Below are 14,404 nucleotides of genomic sequence, written 5' to 3'. Positions count from 1 at the left end.
GGGTTTGAGTATTTCTTTATTTATCGCCCCGTTCTCCAGTGGCTTTCCTGCTGCGTGGTGGATCTGGATCGTTTCGGATCTATAAGAGAGAAGGATGTGCGTTATAATGAGATTCGGCTCTTCAATGATCTGATGGGGGAAATGTGAATATTAGCGATGTAGCGAAAAAAACCGGTTTAACCAGCAAAGCGATACGCTTTTATGAAGAAAAAGGGCTAGTGACGCCGCCGCTGCGTAGCGAAAATGGCTATCGTACATACAACCAACAGCATCTGAATGAACTGACGCTGCTGCGCCAGGCGCGGCAGGTTGGTTTTAATCTGGAAGAGTGCGGTGAGCTGGTAAATCTGTTTAACGATCCGGCGCGTCACAGCGCGGACGTAAAAAAACGCACATTAGAGAAAGTAGCGGACATTGAGCGGCATATCAGCGAGCTGCAGGCCATGCGGTTGCATTTGCTGGCGCTGGCGGAGAGTTGCCCCGGCGATGACAGCGCCGAATGCCCGATCATGGATAATCTTTCTGGCTGCTGTCATCACAAAGCGAAGGCTTAACGGCGAGAGGGATTAAGCATAAACACCACCGTGCCGCGGTACCACGGGGATTTCTCCAGCTGCGCTTCTGCCTGCAGATCCCGGCTGCCGTTTTGCACCAGTCCCAGCTTAAATGGAATACGCAGGCGGCTGAGTGCGGGCAGATACGCCTGGTAATTCGTTACCGTGCGCCGCCCCTGATAGCTCTGCACCACCAGTTCATCAACCGCCAGCGTGTTCAGTGTGGCGACATCGCCTGTTTTTGCCCAATCCAGTAGTCCGGTCACGCCAAGCGCAAACTCGGCCGGTAGCTGTTGGCGTAGCTGCTGTAGAAAACGGGCGTAATCGGTTAGCTGGTGGGTCGCCGCGTCAAAATCAACCTGCAGGCCGACGACGTGGTTACCAGCGTTCTGCCAGCGTTGCATCAGCCGTATGATACGGGCAGGAATCACCTCCGGTACGTCGAGCGTGGTAAAGCGTACGGTCAGCCAGATTGAGGGAAAAGTCAGTCGACTGACCGGCAGTCCCAAGCGCTGGAAAACCACGTTACCCGACCGAACCAGCACCTCGCCCTGATGCAGATAGACCGTTTGCGCGTTTTTCAGCTCGTCACTGGCCTTTACTCCAGACCACAGCCAGAAAGCCGGATGTTCACGAGCGGCAACAACATCCGCCGCCTGTGCCTGGCCCATCAGTAGCGCGGTTACCAGTAATATTTGAGTTTTTGCGCCCACGGACTTCCCGGATACTGCGTTTTCAGTTGGGTGAACCAGCCCTTACGCTGCACTTTATCCACGTCCTCACCGCCGCATTCGTTAGAGCCTGAAGGCGCATAGCACATGATGGCGCGGTACAGCGCGAAGCTCTTATCTTCGACTTCGGCGGTGGACGAGGTGATTACCTGCTGATAGTAGCTTTGTCTGTCGAACTGGCCAAACGGCTCCTTACGAGAAATGGCTGCTTCAAGCACGTCGTTGCCAGCGCTGTTTTTCCACAGATCAACATGCGTTTGCGTGGTACGGAAAAATTCGCCTAAACAGTTCAGCGCGTGGGCATCATCCGCTTTTTTACTCAATACCGTTACCGTTTCATTGAGGCTGCGGCAGGTATATCCGGCCTGAGCCGTATCGCCGTTCCAGTCAAAAGTGCTCAGGTTCACGTCATTAAACGCCTCGCCAATGACCGGCGGTGCGATTTCGCTGACAAGCTTTTTATCTTTCAACCAGTCGCCAAAACGATTCTCGGTAAGATCCCGTACCAGCAGCGTATGCAGGGCGATGGTACGTTCTTCGTTATTCGGTCCATGGATGGCCTGCTGACGCAGTTGTTCAAGTGTGGCCTGTGTTTTCAGCACCTGCGAACGAAAACGCAGGTTAGTCACCGCGCTATCCGGAGCGAAAACCGCAGCCACGTCACCGCTATAAACCAGCGTTGCGGCGAGCTTAGCCTGCACATACTGCCGCTGTTCGTTGTCCTGGCTGAGTTTCAGCAACTGCTGCCAGAAATCGCGTGCCGCGGTCCAATTCTTCTGGCCCATCAGCGCTTCGCCGTACAGCACCTGTTCGCTGAAAGCCAGCGTATCGCGCGGTGCAAGTTTATGCGCTGGCGTTACCGCCTGGATAATCGCCGCATAGTTGCCTGTCGCCATCCACAAATTCAGTTGCAGATCGTGCCACAGTGGCATTTTTTGGCTTTGCTCAAACACCGGCTTGCTGGCATCGAGTTGCGCCTGGGTCAGCGTGGGGTTGTTATTGCTATCCAGACGTAACGCGCGTAGCAGTTCGATGTAGCTGACTCGCGGCGCATCGGGGAAGGCTTCCAGCACGGATTGATCGTAGAACGCCATGCCGTAGACATTATCGTATTCGATGACGGTTTCACGCAGTTGCTGTGCGTCAGCCGACTGCTGGAGCGTCTGCTCATACAACCCGGCCAGCTGCGGCCACGCCTGTAAATACCAGTTAATTCGGCGCAACATGCCGCGCGTGGAGGCGGCGTATTGCCCCTGCGGAAAGCGTTGCAGATAGGCTTGCGCCAGAATCTGAGCCTGAGAGGCGTCCTCGCGGTTAATTTTAGCGATATCAAAATCGCCATATTCGCCCACGCTGTTCTGACTGCTCTTGTTCAGCGCCGTACGCATCAGCATGTATTGCGCGGTCTCCGCCAGCCACGGGCGATCGCTTTTAGCGAGCTGAGTGAAATCCCGTTCGGCGCTGGCATAATCACCCGCATAGAAGCTGGCGGCTGCCGCGAGGTAACTTTTGTACTGTTGAGCTGGCGAATCCGTTGGGAGAGTGGCGAGAGATGACTCAATCTGTTCTCGGGTCGCGTCAGAGAACAGCCCCATACGCGCTTGCGCTAAGGCCTGGCGTTGCTCTGCTGTTAACGCGGTATCGGCCAGCAGTGCAGCAAAAAACTGGCTGACGCTGGCGGTATTATTCGAAACATAACGGTTCTCATGCTCGGCGTCGTTGAGGTTGGCTTCATCCGCATTAATGTTCAGCTCGGCCATCTGTCGGGAGAGGGGGCTATCTTCAGCGGATGCCGGGGCAGAGGCTGGCTGCGGGGCTGTTTCATCCCACTGCGGGTGATATGCAAAATAGAAATCGCGGGAGCGGGTGATATCTTCAGGCATCGACTGCACGGGCAGATCAAATGCTTTTTCCTGGCTCAGCAGCCGCAGCAGGTTGTCGCGGCTGTCGTTTGCCGGGTTAAAGGTCGGCGTACCTTTCAGCAGGCAGCTGTCGTCGCTCCATTTGCAGTCTTCCATATCGAAGGAGGCGAAAGCCTGAGGCGCGCCAGCCAGCAAAGAATAAAGGGCAACGGCGAGAGACGTCTTCCTGATCATAGTCTGAATTCCTGTCTATTTTAGTGTGGTACCGCTTTGATAATCAGGGTAATTCCCTCAACGGCAATGACTTCAACCTGCGTTCCCGCGCTCAAATCGTCGCGGGCGCTGACGGGCCACGAACTGTCGCCGACGCGCATATGTCCGCGACCATTGACCAGGGCGCTTTCCAGAATATATCGACGGCCAACCAACTGCTGACCGCGCTGGTTAAGATGGCTGTCGGCTGGTTTCTGCTCTTTCACGCGTTTTGCCAGCCACTTCCACCACAGCCAGGCCGCCAGTAGCGTGAGTACAGCGAACATCGCTCCCTGCCACGCCCAGTCGAGCGGGAGGAGCCAAACCACCAGTCCGGTTATCACCGCTGCCACGCCGCTCCATAGCAAATAACCGTTACCGCCCAGCATCTCGGCGGCGAGCAACAGACCGCCGAGGCTGAGCCAGAAGATGTGCGGATGGACCAGAATCATCGCTATCATGATTTTTTCCGCTCGCTGGCACTGTCCTTAACCAGTTCGGCGATCCCGGCTATGGAACCCATCAGGCTGCTGGCATCCAGCGGCATCATCACTACTTTGCTGTTATTCGACGAACCGATATGCTGCAAGGCTTCGGTGTATTTCTGCGCCACGAAGTAGTTCACGGCCTGGATATCCCCGGCGGCAATGGCTTCAGAAACCATCTGCGTTGCGCGGGCTTCTGCTTCTGCGGAACGTTCACGCGCTTCAGCCTGTAAAAACGCGGACTGACGTTCACCTTCCGCTATCAGGATTTTCGACTGCTTCTCACCCTCGGCCTTGACGATTTCCGCCTGGCGGATGCCTTCGGCTTCCAGGATGTAGGCGCGCTTGGTACGTTCGGCTTTCATTTGCGCGTTCATGGCGTCAATCAGTTCCGCCGGTGGACGCACGTCACGAATCTCAATACGGGTGATTTTGATGCCCCAGGGATTGGTGGCCTCATCAACAATATGCAGCAGGCGCGTGTTGATGTTGTCACGCTGGGAGAGCATTTCATCAAGCTCCATTGAACCGAGAACGGTACGAATGTTGGTCATGGTCAGGTTGATGATTGCCAGTTCGAGGTTACTGACTTCATATGCTGCTTTCGGCGCGTCGATCACCTGAATAAAGCACACAGCATCAATCGAGACGTTGGCGTTATCTTTGGAGATGACTTCCTGAGAGGGGATATCAAGCACTTGTTCCATCATGTTGATCTTACGACCAATACGATCCATGAACGGCACAACAAGGCTTAACCCAGGTTGCAGAGTTTTGGTGTAACGCCCGAAACGCTCCACCGTCCACTGGTATCCCTGTGGGACGATTTTGACGCCTGCGCCGACGATGACCAGCGCGACAAAAATAAGAATAGGAATAAAAATGAGCATTGATGAAACCTCCTGTTGTGCTGTCCTTTACTGCCTCATTAGGCAAATTATACCCGATTAATCAAGGTGGCTCCCCTATAATAAATTACAGGAATATACCCTTCATACTTCAAGCTGCATGTGCGTTAGCTACGTTCGTTCACTCCAGTCACATAGCTAGCTATGTGACTGGAGATTTATTCACTTGCCGCCTTCATGCAACTCGAATTATTTTGGGTATAGACTGTCTGCACGAAAGAGGTAAAAAAGGATCGATAATGGAAGAAAGCAGCATTTTGCTTCAGTTGAAAAATGTCGCCTGGCAGGCGGGGGCGACGCAGGTTCTCAATAACATCTGTTTTAATCTCGATGCCGGAGAATTTAAGCTGATTACCGGTCAGTCCGGCTGCGGTAAAAGTACGTTACTGAAAATTGTGGCGTCGTTAATTAGTCCGAGTTCCGGTGAAATCCTTTTTGAGGGTAAGGAGATATCAACGCTTAAGCCTGAAGCTTATCGCCAGCAGGTCTCTTATTGCGCGCAAACGCCCGCTTTGTTTGGTGACACCGTCTACGACAACCTCATTTTTCCCTGGCAAATCCGCGATAAACGCCCGGAACCGGATGTGTTTCTGGAAGACCTGGCCCGTTTTGAGTTGCCCGAAAGTATTCTCAAAAAAGGGATCAATGAACTGTCCGGCGGCGAAAAGCAGCGCGTCTCGTTAATTCGTAATTTACAGTTTCTGCCCAAAATCCTGCTGCTTGATGAAATCACCAGCGCACTGGATGAGTCCAACAAACGTAACGTGAATGAATTAATTCACCACTATGTTCGCGACAAGAATATTGCCGTGCTGTGGGTGACGCACGATAAAGATGAGATTAATCACGCGGATAATGTCATCACTCTTCAACCGCACGCCGGAGAAATGCAGGAAGTCAGCAATGAACGAGCATAATATTACCAATGAATCACTGGCGTTAGCGATGATGCTGGTGGTGGTCGCCATACTGATCAGTAACAAAGAAAAACTGGCGCTGGAAAAAGATATTCTCTGGAGCGTTTGCCGGGCTGTGGTTCAGCTTATTATCGTCGGCTATGTACTGAAATATATTTTCGGCGTCAATCACAGCATTCTGACCTTATTGATGGTGCTGTTTATCTGTTTTAACGCCGCCTATAACGCGCAAAAACGCAGTAAATATATTGATAACGCTTTTCTCTCGTCGTTTATTGCCATTACGGTTGGGGCGGGGTTGACGCTGTCGGTACTGGTGTTGTCCGGCTCTATTGAGTTCACGCCGATGCAGGTTATTCCAATTTCCGGGATGATTGCAGGTAATGCGATGGTGGCGGTGGGGCTGTGTTACAACAATCTGGGGCAGCGATTTAACAGTGAACAGCAGCAAATCCAGGAAAAGCTCAGCCTCGGCGCGACGCCGAAGGTGGCCTCCGCGCCGCTGATTCGCGACAGCATTCGCGCCTCGCTGATCCCGACGATCGATTCTGCCAAGACCGTGGGATTGGTGAGTTTACCGGGGATGATGTCTGGGTTGATTTTTGCCGGTATTGACCCGGTAAAAGCGATTAAGTATCAGATTATGGTGACGTTTATGCTGCTTTCGACCGCCAGCCTGTCAACCATTATTGCCTGCTACCTGACCTATCGGAAGTTCTATAATTCACGCCACCAATTAGTCGTAACGCATTTGAAGAAGACGTGATGTGATGCCGGAGGGAGCGGTATTTGTTGAATTTCCAGGCCCGATAAGCGCAAGCACCATCGGGCCAAATCAAACGGATTAGTACAGCAGCGCGTACAGCTGGCGGCGGTATTTCGAAGCCAGCGCATCGCCGGTTCCCAGTGCGGCAAGGATCTCCTGGAAGGTCTTACGCGCCTGACCGTCGGCAGCCGTAAGATCTTTCTTCAGGTGGCTGAACAGCAATTCCAGCGATTCTTCGTTACGTCCGACCTGATGGAGTTGGATGGCTAATTGCGTGGCCAGCGCGGCATCCTGCGGGTTGCTGGCAACCTGTTGCTGCAACTGTTGGATTTCCGGCGTATCCGCCGCCTGCTTCAGCAGTTCAATCTGTGCGACCAGCCCCTGATAACGGGTATCCTGATCCTGCAATGGAATTGTTTTCAGCACCGCTTCGGCATCGTCAGAACGATTGAGGGCGATTTGCGTTTCCGCCAGCAGCAGGCCGATTTCGCTGCTCTGGTTGGAGAGTTGCCAGGCTTCTTTCAGCAGCGGCAACGCATCCGCGTGATTACCGGCTTCGATAAACTCGATAGCCTGGCGTGCTTTCAGCTCTTCTTCGCTCGGCAGCACTTTCTCCAGCAGCGCACGAATAACCTCTTCCGGCTGCGGACCCTGGAAACCATCTACCGGCTGACCGTTCTGGAACAGATAAACCGTAGGGATCGCGCGCAGACCAAACTGGGAGGCGATCATCTGTTCGGCGTCGCAGTCGAGTTTAGCGAGAATAAACTGACCATTATACTGGGCGGCAAGGCTCTCCAGCACCGGCGTTAATTGCAGACAATGCTGGCTGCGCTCAGACCAAAAATAGAACAGGACCGGCGTGGTCATCGACTGTTCAAGGGTCTGCTGCAGGTTCGATTCATTAATATTAACAATATTCTGTGTGGACATGGAGTTACTCTCTTTTGTCGATTTCTTGTTACATGGGGGCTGACGCGCGAGCTTCAACTCAACCCTGTAAAATTTTGTCCATTATGCGGCCTGGCAGCAGGCGTTTAAGCAGCATAACTGCCCAGGTCACCAGCGTAACCGGATAACGTAGCTTCGGTTTGTCGCTCTCAAATGCGTGACGCACTTTGGCGACAACCGCTTGTGGTTCCAGCGTAAACCGCGCGGCAATGCCGGGGTTTTCGACGGGGGCATCGCTCTGCGTCTGGTTAACGTTTTCGGTAAAGCGGGTGCGGATGGGGCCTGGTTCAATCAGGCTGACCTTAATCCCACTGTGACGCAGCTCCATACGCAGCGCGTCGGACCAGGCTTCCAGCGCATATTTACTGGCGGCATAGGCACCACGTCCCGGTGTGGAGATCAATCCCATTACCGAGGAGGTCATCACGATGCGCCCTTCGCCGTGAGGTTGCATGGCGGGCAACAGGCGCATGGTAAGCTGATGTGCGCCAAAGAAGTTGGCGGAAAACTGCTGCTCCATCTGCTCACGGCTAATCGTGGGCAGTGGGCCGTAGACGCCGTATCCGGCGTTGTTAAAGATCCCATATAAACGATTATCGGTCAGGGCGATCACCTCATCGGCGGCGCGATCCACGCTTTCGGGTGAATCCAGATCCAGCAATACGCCGGTGAATCCCATGCTGTTCATACGCGCGACATCGTCAGGTTTGCGGCAGCCAGCCAGAATTTGAAAACCCTGGCGCTTTAGCTCAAGCGCGCTTTCCAGGCCGATTCCGCTGGAACATCCTGTTATTAAGACCGATTTTTGCATAACTTTACCTGTCGGGATCTCCGTTGAATTACGAGTCGTGATTAACTAGAGGAGTGAGATGTTGCGCCATCCAGTCGGCAATAAACGGCTGGGCGTCACGATTAGGATGAATACCATCATCCTGCATCCACTGGGGTTTCAGATACACCTCTTCCATAAAAAAGGGCAGCAGAGGGATATCAAACTCCTTGGCGAGCTTTGGATAAATCGCGCTAAAGGTTTCATTATAACGGCGACCGTAGTTTGCCGGCAGACGAATTTGCATTAATAGCGGTTCGGCATTTGCCGCTTTCACGTCCTGCAAAATCGTGCGCAGGGTTTGTTCGGTTTGCGCAGGCGCAAAGCCCCGCAGGCCATCGTTGCCGCCAAGTTCGACCAGTACCCAACGCGGCTGGTGCTGCTTGAGTAATGCAGGCAGACGGGCCAGGCCCTGCTGCGAGGTGTCGCCGCTAATGCTGGCATTCACCACTGGCGTTTTGGTTTGCCATTTATCATTAAGTAGCGCAGGCCACGCGGCGCTGGCGGACATACGGTATCCGGCGCTCAGGCTGTCACCCAGAATTAATAACGTGTCCGCAGCGGCGGCGCGGAAAGTTAACAGGACCAGGAACAGGAAAGGCCAATGCCAGCGGAAAACATTGTTGAAGTTCATCATCTTAAGAAATCCGTCGGTCAGGGTGATCATGAGCTATCCATCCTTACCGGAGTTGAACTGGTTGTCAAACGCGCCGAGACCATTGCGCTGATTGGCGAGTCGGGATCGGGAAAATCCACGTTGCTGGCGATCCTCGCCGGGCTGGACGATGGTTCCAGCGGTGAAGTGAGTCTGGTGGGGCTGGCGCTACATACCATGGATGAAGAAGCCCGGGCGCAGCTGCGGGCAAAACATGTGGGATTCGTTTTCCAGTCATTCATGTTAATCCCGACCCTGAACGCACTGGAAAACGTCGAACTGCCCGCGCTGTTGCGTGGTGAAAACAGCGGAAAAAGCCGCGACGGGGCAAAAACGTTGCTCGAGCAACTTGGGCTGGGAAAACGTCTGGATCATCTTCCGGCCCAGCTTTCCGGCGGGGAACAGCAGCGCGTGGCGCTGGCGCGGGCATTTAACGGGCGTCCGGATGTGCTGTTTGCCGATGAGCCGACAGGCAACCTCGATCGCCAGACCGGAGACAAAATAGCCGACCTGTTGTTTTCTCTGAACCGGGAACACGGCACCACCCTGATTCTGGTGACGCATGACCCGCAGTTGGCGGCGCGTTGCGACAGGCGCTTACGTCTGGTGAATGGACAGTTGCAGGAGGAGGCATGATTGCACGCTGGTTCTGGCGCGAATGGCGCTCGCCTTCACTACTGATTGTCTGGCTGGCGCTGAGCCTGGCGGTGGCCTGCGTTCTGGCGCTGGGGAATATCAGCGACCGTATGGAAAAAGGGTTGAGCCAGCAAAGCCGCGAGTTTATGGCGGGAGATCGTGCGCTGCAAAGTTCACGCACCGTGCCGAAAGCATGGATTGACGAGGCGCGGCAGCGGGGTTTGAAAGTCGGCGAGCAACTGACTTTTGCGACCATGACTTTTGCCCATGACACGCCGCAACTGGCGAACGTCAAAGCGGTAGATGACGTGTATCCGATGTACGGCACGTTACAAACTAATCCACCGGGGTTGAAACCACAGCCGGGCATGGTGTTGCTGGCCCCGCGCCTGATGGCGCTGCTCAATCTAAAAATCGGTGATTCTATTGACGTCGGTGATGCCACGCTGCGCATCGCTGGAGAAGTGGTGCAGGAGCCGGACTCCGGTTTTAATCCGTTCCAGATAGCACCGCGCCTGATGATGAGCATGGCGGATGTCGAAAAAACGGCGGCGGTCCAGCCGGGAAGCCGCGTGACCTGGCGCTATAAATTTGGCGGAACGCCGCAGCAACTGGACGCGTACGAAAAATGGCTGTTGCCGCAGCTAAAGCCTGAACAGCGCTGGTACGGGCTGGAGCAGGATGAAGGCGCGCTGGGGAAATCTCTGGAGCGTTCGCAACAGTTCCTGCTGTTGTCGGCGCTGTTAACGCTGCTGCTGGCGGTCGCCGCGGTTGCTGTGGCGATGAGCCATTATTGCCGCAGCCGTTACGATCTGGTGGCTATACTGAAAACCCTCGGCGCGGGCAGAGCGCAACTGCGTAGGCTGATTGTTGGTCAATGGATGATGGTGCTGGCGCTGTCTGGTGTTACCGGTGGGCTTTTTGGGCTGTTGTTTGAGCACGCACTGGTGGTGTTACTCAAGCCGGTCCTGCCCGGCGAGCTGCCGCCCGCCAGCCCCTGGCCGTGGCTGTGGGCCTTAGGCACCATGACGGTAATTTCGCTGTTGGTCGGGTTGCGTCCTTATCGGCTACTGCTGGCGACGCAGCCGCTACGTGTGTTACGCCGTGACGTGGTGGCAAACGTCTGGCCGCTGAAGTTTTATTTGCCGGTAGTATTGGTCGTTGTGGTCGTCCTGCTCGCTGGACTGATGGGGGGAAGCCTGCTGTTATGGGCCGTGCTGGCCGGGGCGGTGGTACTGGCGCTGGTGTGCGGCGTGCTCGGCTGGATGCTGCTCAATGTGCTGCGTGGTCTGACGCTCACCTCGCTGCCGTTGCGTTTGGCGGTCAGTCGACTGTTGCGCCAGCCGTGGTCAACGCTCAGCCAGCTGTCGGCATTTTCACTTTCCTTTATGCTGCTGGCGTTGCTGCTGGTGCTGCGTGGCGATCTGCTTGACCGTTGGCAGCAGCAAATGCCGCCAGAAAGTCCCAATTATTTCTTGATCAACATTGCCAGTGAGCAGGTTGTACCGCTGAAGTCATTCTTGTCGGAACATCAGGTGATCCCGGAATCGTTCTATCCGATTGTACGGGCGCGTCTGACAGCCATTAACGATAAGCCGACCGAAGGCAATCAGGATGAGGCGCTTAACCGTGAGCTTAATCTGACCTGGCAGGATACCCGACCAGATCATAACCCGATAACTGCCGGAAGCTGGCCGCCAAAAGCGGGTGAAGTATCGATGGAAGAAGGGTTGGCGAAGCGGTTAAACGTGAAGCTCGGCGATCGGGTGACCTTTATGGGCGATACCCAGGATTTCAGCGCCACGGTCAGCAGCCTGCGTAAAGTGGACTGGGAAAGCCTGCGGCCTAACTTCTTCTTTATTTTCCCTTCCGGGGCACTGGACGATCAGCCCCAGAGCTGGTTAACCAGCTTTCGTTGGGAGAACGGCAACGGCATGTTGACGCAGCTTAACCGCGAATTCCCGACCATCAGCCTGCTGGATATAGGCGCCATCCTCAAACAGGTGGGCCAGGTGCTGGAGCAGGTAAGTAGGGCGCTGGAGGTGATGGTGGTGCTGGTTACCGCCTGTGGCATGTTGTTGCTGTTGGCACAGGTTCAGGTGGGGATGCGTCAACGTCATCAGGAACTGGTGGTCTGGCGCACGCTGGGAGCAGGCAAGAAATTGCTGCGTACTACGCTGTGGTGCGAGTTCGCCATGCTCGGGATGGTCGCCGGGCTGGTGGCGGCCATCGGTGCGGAAACCGCGCTGGCGGTATTGCAAACCCGCGTATTTGATTTCCCGTGGGAGCCAGACTGGCGGCTGTGGGTTGTGTTGCCGCTTTGTGGGGCATTGCTCCTCTCTCTATGCGGCGGATGGCTCGGTTCACGTCTGCTAAAAGGTAAAGCGCTGTTCCGTCAGTTCAGTAGTTAATTCCTGTCAGTGATGATTACGCACCGGTTTTTAAATCGGTGCGTTTTTTTATCTATGTAGCACAAATTGATAACTCCTTGATATTTAACAGCACAGAACAATAAAAACCCGACAACACGAGTGTATTAATAAACGTTAATATTTGTATGCTGAATAATTGGCAGGCTATCTATCAAGGTACAAATAATGACTATAAAAAAAACGGCGCTGGCGGTATCGATCGGCGCAGCAGTGGCATTAACGACTTTCGCTTCCCAGGCGGAAATCACGGTCCTGAAACAAGATCCGCAGGCGGGCGATCCGCTAAGCCGTCTTAACTTCACCGTCGGCGGTAGTATTCGTCCGCAGTTCCAGAATATGGCCGGTGACGATGGTAAGAATGGCTACAAACGTAATGGTTTCGACGGCGGGACCCGTTTCCGCTTCGCCGCAGACTACTATCTGTTTGATGACATCAGTTGGGTGAGCTACTACGAGCTGGGCGTTAACTTCCCGGCCATGTTCAACTGGGATAATCACTACGCTGACGGCGCCAACGACACCACGCGTCGTATGCTGTACACCGGTCTGAAGAGCGCGACCTGGGGTACGCTGACCTTCGGTCAACAGAACAGCATTTACTATGACGTGGTCGGGGCGAAAACGGATATCTGGGACTACGATATGATCGGTCAGGCGCCAGGTAACGGTATCAATGGCGACTATGACGGTTCCTATCGTACACGTAAATCGCTGAAGTATAAGAAAACGGTGGGTGATGTTGATCTCTATGCATCTTATTTGTTCAGCGATGATTACAACCCGAACAACGGCCTGCGCTACAAGCGTAAAGGCGGCGGCTCGTTGGGTGTGGATTATCACATCACCGATGACCTGACCTGGGGCACCGCGTGGAACTATACCCGTGCGGAAATGCGCGGCGACGGCAACAAAACCTACGATCAAAACATCGTCGGTACCGCACTGAGCTGGAAACCGGACAACTGGACCTTCTCAATGGGCGGCGGCTGGTATCAAAACTTCATGACCACCAAAAAAGTTTCGGTTAACGACTACTTTGCCGGTGATGCATGGGGTCTGGAATACTTCGCAGGTTACACCTTCCCGGTTGGTCAGTATGCGCTGAAATCTGTTCAGCCTTACTTTATGGGCGATCGTATCGAGTACGTGAATGGTCGTAACTATCTGCGTACCGACAACGGTGTGGGTATCAGCTTCCAGCTGGATTACGGTTTCCGTGTGGATTACGAACACGTCTTTACCTCCAGCACCGACAACCTGGGCGATATGAACCTGGTGCGTTTGCGTTACGACTTCTAAGTCAATTTTCCTTCCAAAGCCGGGTAACCAGGGCGTTATCCGGTTTTTTACTCTCCCTTGCCGAAAAACGCATAAGCACCTTCCTTGCACATTCAACGACATACTTCGCAACATCATGAAATAATTTCAAGGACAGCGGGTTGTGATCTGTGTCATGTTAGAAATCTGCCTGCTATCAGGCCAATGAGAACAACGCCGCCTGAACGGCGTGAGACATGACACCACAACGTTAAAATGGAGAAAATATGGGATTGCGTCAGAGTTTACGCGTCGCGACCGGGGCGCTGTTACTGGCCTGCGGCTTACAATTTGCTCATGCGAACAGTGACCCGCATACCATCGTGTTTGGCGTCGCGCCTGGGCCGTACGGCGATATGGTGAAACAGGCCATTGCCCCTACGCTGAAAGAGAAAGGTTACAAGGTGGTGGTGCGCGAATTCAGCGACTACGTGCAGCCGAATATGGCGCTTTCCAACGGCAGCATTGATGCCAACCTGTTCCAGCACTCGCTCTATTTTGACAAATTCACCGCCGATAAAGGGCTAAAGCTGAGCAAGCTGATTGTGGTCCCGACGGCTGGGATGGGGTTTTACTCGCACAAAATCAAAAGCCTGGATGAGTTAAAAAAAGGGGATGTGATCACGCTGTCCAACGATCCGACCAACCTGGCCCGCGGTCTGCGTTTCCTGCAATCCATTGGTCTTATCACCATCAAAGACAATATCGATCCCACGAAAGCCTCCGAGCGTGATATCGCCAGCAACCCGAAAGGGCTGGTGTTTAAACCCCTGGAAGCGGCACAACTACCGCGCACTTTGGACGGTGTGACCGGCGCGCTGGTCAACGGTAACTTTGCCGTGGCGGCAAAACTGGATCTTTCCAGCGCCATCAAGCAAGAGCATCTGGACGAAAACCTGAAAAATATCATTGCGGTACGCAGTGAAGATGCGGATAAACCGTTCGCGAAAGATATTGTTGAAGCGGTGAAGTCGCCGGCGTATCGCGCGGTGATCGACGATCCGCAAAACATCTACAGCGCCTTCCAGAAACCGGAATGGATGTCGGCAGCCCAATAATCGCTGCATGCAAGGATTAACAGGGCAGCGGCGACTGCCCTTTTCGCATTT

14 protein-coding genes are annotated in these 14,404 nt (G+C 54.2%); 7 read left to right on the top strand and 7 right to left on the bottom strand.

Annotation, left to right across the window (positions count from 1 at the left end):
- The first annotated feature begins 143 nt into the window (after positions 1 to 143).
- Complete coding sequence (cueR, locus tag FDX04_RS10800; RefSeq protein ID WP_006685661.1) at positions 144 to 554, top strand: Cu(I)-responsive transcriptional regulator; 411 nt, start codon at positions 144 to 146, stop codon at positions 552 to 554.
- Here the strand turns inward: cueR and FDX04_RS10795 are convergent.
- The 4 genes from FDX04_RS10795 to FDX04_RS10780 are packed head-to-tail and all read right to left on the bottom strand — an operon-like array spanning position 551 to position 4,774.
- The gene (locus FDX04_RS10795; protein WP_137370915.1) at positions 551 to 1,267 is read right to left on the bottom strand and encodes a DUF3142 domain-containing protein; all 717 of its coding nucleotides are present in this window, start codon (positions 1,265 to 1,267) and stop codon (positions 551 to 553) included. The genes cueR and FDX04_RS10795 overlap by 4 nt on opposite strands.
- Complete coding sequence (locus FDX04_RS10790) at positions 1,237 to 3,381, bottom strand: hypothetical protein (RefSeq protein ID WP_137370914.1); 2,145 nt, start codon at positions 3,379 to 3,381, stop codon at positions 1,237 to 1,239. Before FDX04_RS10790 ends, FDX04_RS10795 begins: the two co-directional genes overlap by 31 nt.
- Before the next feature lie 20 nt (positions 3,382 to 3,401).
- On the bottom strand, positions 3,402 to 3,860 hold the full coding sequence (locus tag FDX04_RS10785; protein ID WP_137370913.1) for an NfeD family protein: 459 nt from the start codon (positions 3,858 to 3,860) through the stop codon (positions 3,402 to 3,404).
- A complete protein-coding gene (locus FDX04_RS10780) occupies positions 3,857 to 4,774 on the bottom strand; it encodes an SPFH domain-containing protein (RefSeq protein ID WP_003831073.1) in 918 nt (305 codons plus the stop codon). Before FDX04_RS10780 ends, FDX04_RS10785 begins: the two co-directional genes overlap by 4 nt.
- A 257-nt stretch (positions 4,775 to 5,031) precedes the next feature.
- Here FDX04_RS10780 and fetA point away from each other — a divergent pair, with 257 nt between their 5' ends.
- Together fetA and fetB are read left to right on the top strand one after the other, a co-directional pair.
- Complete coding sequence (gene fetA, locus FDX04_RS10775) at positions 5,032 to 5,709, top strand: iron ABC transporter ATP-binding protein FetA (RefSeq protein ID WP_137370912.1); 678 nt, start codon at positions 5,032 to 5,034, stop codon at positions 5,707 to 5,709.
- Entirely contained in the window at positions 5,696 to 6,475 is a 780-nt protein-coding gene (gene fetB, locus FDX04_RS10770; RefSeq protein ID WP_038638405.1) for an iron export ABC transporter permease subunit FetB, read from the top strand. The genes fetA and fetB overlap by 14 nt, the downstream gene beginning before the upstream one ends.
- A gap of 78 nt (positions 6,476 to 6,553) precedes the next feature.
- Here the strand turns inward: fetB and FDX04_RS10765 are convergent, their stop codons facing one another.
- From FDX04_RS10765 to tesA, 3 genes are read right to left on the bottom strand one after another with little or no spacing between them, the layout of a single operon-like run.
- Positions 6,554 to 7,408 (bottom strand): co-chaperone YbbN, encoded by an 855-nt coding sequence (locus FDX04_RS10765; protein ID WP_042310010.1) that lies wholly within the window; start codon positions 7,406 to 7,408, stop codon positions 6,554 to 6,556.
- A 58-nt stretch (positions 7,409 to 7,466) separates the two neighbouring features.
- A complete protein-coding gene (locus FDX04_RS10760) occupies positions 7,467 to 8,237 on the bottom strand; it encodes an SDR family oxidoreductase (RefSeq protein WP_042310009.1) in 771 nt (256 codons plus the stop codon).
- 28 nt (positions 8,238 to 8,265) lie between these two features.
- Positions 8,266 to 8,892: a multifunctional acyl-CoA thioesterase I/protease I/lysophospholipase L1 gene (gene tesA / locus FDX04_RS10755; RefSeq protein ID WP_003021850.1), complete on the bottom strand. Its 627-nt coding sequence runs from the start codon at positions 8,890 to 8,892 to the stop codon at positions 8,266 to 8,268.
- On the opposite strand from tesA, the gene ybbA reads away from it, so the two are divergent.
- The 4 genes from ybbA (at position 8,860) to FDX04_RS10735 (ending at position 14,353) form a co-directional block, all read left to right on the top strand.
- Entirely contained in the window at positions 8,860 to 9,546 is a 687-nt protein-coding gene (ybbA, locus tag FDX04_RS10750) for a putative ABC transporter ATP-binding protein YbbA (RefSeq protein WP_137370911.1), read from the top strand. The two genes, tesA and ybbA, sit on opposite strands and share 33 nt — an antisense overlap.
- The gene (gene ybbP / locus FDX04_RS10745) at positions 9,543 to 11,957 is read left to right on the top strand and encodes a putative ABC transporter permease subunit YbbP (protein WP_137370910.1); all 2,415 of its coding nucleotides are present in this window, start codon (positions 9,543 to 9,545) and stop codon (positions 11,955 to 11,957) included. Before ybbA ends, ybbP begins: the two co-directional genes overlap by 4 nt.
- Positions 11,958 to 12,143: 186 nt before the next feature.
- Complete coding sequence (locus tag FDX04_RS10740) at positions 12,144 to 13,277, top strand: porin (protein WP_042310002.1); 1,134 nt, start codon at positions 12,144 to 12,146, stop codon at positions 13,275 to 13,277.
- 245 nt (positions 13,278 to 13,522) lie between these two features.
- The gene (locus tag FDX04_RS10735) at positions 13,523 to 14,353 is read left to right on the top strand and encodes a MetQ/NlpA family ABC transporter substrate-binding protein (RefSeq protein ID WP_038638419.1); all 831 of its coding nucleotides are present in this window, start codon (positions 13,523 to 13,525) and stop codon (positions 14,351 to 14,353) included.
- The last annotated feature ends 51 nt before the right edge of the window (positions 14,354 to 14,404 follow it).

The organism is Citrobacter sp. wls615, assembly GCF_005281355.1.
Classification (GTDB): Bacteria; Pseudomonadota; Gammaproteobacteria; order Enterobacterales; family Enterobacteriaceae; genus Citrobacter; species Citrobacter werkmanii.
The sequence above is the reverse complement of the archived record's forward strand: the minus strand, read 5'-3'. Positions and strand labels throughout refer to the sequence as shown.